This is a genomic window from Staphylococcus sp. GDY8P198P (assembly GCF_017891615.1).
Taxonomy (GTDB): domain Bacteria; phylum Bacillota; class Bacilli; order Staphylococcales; family Staphylococcaceae; genus Staphylococcus; species Staphylococcus cohnii.
Window position 1 is genome coordinate 3,520 of sequence record NZ_JAESJQ010000015.1, and the last position, 2,060, is coordinate 5,579.

Annotated in this window: 2 protein-coding genes; both read right to left on the reverse strand. The window is 28.5% G+C overall.

Annotated features, from left to right (window positions below; genetic code table 11):
• Positions 1-33 precede the first annotated feature (33 nt).
• A complete protein-coding gene (locus KA824_RS10350; RefSeq protein ID WP_049427954.1) occupies positions 34-339 on the reverse strand; it encodes a hypothetical protein in 306 nt (101 codons plus the stop codon).
• Positions 340-987: 648 nt separating this feature from the next.
• Positions 988-1,992: an HIRAN domain-containing protein gene (locus KA824_RS10355; RefSeq protein WP_210133266.1), complete on the reverse strand. Its 1,005-nt coding sequence runs from the start codon at positions 1,990-1,992 to the stop codon at positions 988-990.
• Positions 1,993-2,060 lie beyond the last annotated feature (68 nt).

Genomic DNA, 2,060 nt, shown 5'->3' on the forward strand with positions numbered 1-2,060 from the left:
TTTTCTCGGCATAAATGCGTCATTTAAAGCTAGTTAATCATCTATACTTAATTTAAAAATTTCTTCTTTCTTATCAGTTAATTCTTTAAATATAATTTTCGGCTTTTTTTCAGAAAGCAATATGTCAAAAGCCTCATTATAGATAGCTTTCGCTTCTTTAGATTTAGATATAGAAACTCTACTATAAATATTTCCTATCTCTTCAAGTAAACTAGCGCTTTTTTTATAGTAAACTAAGCCTTCTTTATTCGCTTCAAGGTCAACAAAACCATTTCTAATTCCATATTTTAAAGCGTAATAAAGTAAAATAGCCGAAAATATTATATATATAAATATCAAATTAATACCTCCTTTTTTAACAAACTTTATCACAATAGTTATTGCTTTACAGGTCTATTTTTCATCGTTATAATCTAGTTAAATCCCGTAAGGGCGCACTTATACGTTTGTTCCAAACGGTGCGAAAACCATAATCGACCTTCGTCGATTTTTTATTTCAAAATTAAAGAAACGGCTTGAGATATTCCGAGCAGTTATAAAAATTAATTTGTCTTGAATATTGCTACTACATTCTTGAAAAAGTGATGTAGATTTATAGCCCATAACTTTTTTGAATTCCATCGACGATACGGCGTCGAAAGAAAAATAAACAGACCGTACGAAAGAAAAAAGCTATGTCAATTTTGGGGTAGCTTTTATTTTTTATGCCCTTATTTTGAATTTTAAGGGGGCATTTTAAAGAATTAGGGGTAAATCATATAGTTTTATATCCAAAAACTGATATATGCTCTTAAAACGCAAATATGAGCCAAATAAATATATTTTGATTTCACAAAATGATTTTTTCTAAAAACCAGTGTCGATTTTTAAGACACTGCCCAGTTACATGCAAATTTAAAAATTGGCATAAAAAGTGGGTAACCATGCTGGTTAAACGCTATAGTTCCCCCAGGGATCAAGAAAAGAAAAAACTCGTTTCAGAAAAACTCAATCCTTCTTTTTCAATTCTTCTTTTTCTTTTAATTCCTTCACTCTTTTTAAACGCAATTCCATTTCTTCTTTTTTCTTTTTATCATGTTCATAATTTCTTTTTTCAAACATATCTAAAGCTTTGTTTATTATTAAAATTTCATTCTCGAAATCTTTTCTTTTACGATATATTATCGCCAATCTTTTAAATGGATAAAGACTAGTATCATCTTCAGAAGTATTTTCCAAATACATTTCAATAGCGTTATCTAAATATCCCTCTTCTTCTAATTCTTTAGCTTTAGCATTTCTACTAGCAAAATTATCCGGCATTTTAATACTAGAATCATATGGTTGTTCTTCAAACACTTTTTTCTTATTTTTTTGTTTTTGAGACTCTATCCATATATCTATTCTAAAACCTACGTTCCCAGATGAATCTTTACTTGGATACATAACTGCTATTGCATCTGGTAAATAAATCGTCCTTAAAGTGACATTAATATTATTATATTTAACCAATTCTTCTGCTTTTTCTCTCGGTATATAACCTATCTTCACTGACTTTTTTTCATCATTTTCCTCATAATCCGCTATTATTTTTATAGCATTGGAATCATATGGATTAGTCGGCTCTTTTTCTGCTCTTAAAGATAAATTATCTCCAACAACAGCTTTAAGTGCCTCTTCTTGACGGTAAGATACACCTACAACATTACATAACGAATAAATTTTTTTAGGCGTTCCTTTAGGCTGTTTTCTAATAAATCTAACTATATCCTCATCATCTGAAGAATTGTAAGGTACATCAATCTCTCTTTCTTCAACGCTATCAGCTAAAGAAATATTTGCATACTTTTCATATGCCTCATAAGCCAAATCAATTATACGTTGCTCTTTCTCACTTCTTTTAACAATTGATTCTTTTTTCACTTCTTCAGATTGTGTTTCCTTTTTTTCTGCTACAAAACTATTATCATTTTTCTTTTCTACTGCAAATAATTTTTTTAATTTTTTTATCACAATATATGACACGTCTTGATTATTATTTTTTTATGTGTATGATTTTTTTATTTTTTTTTTTTTATTGA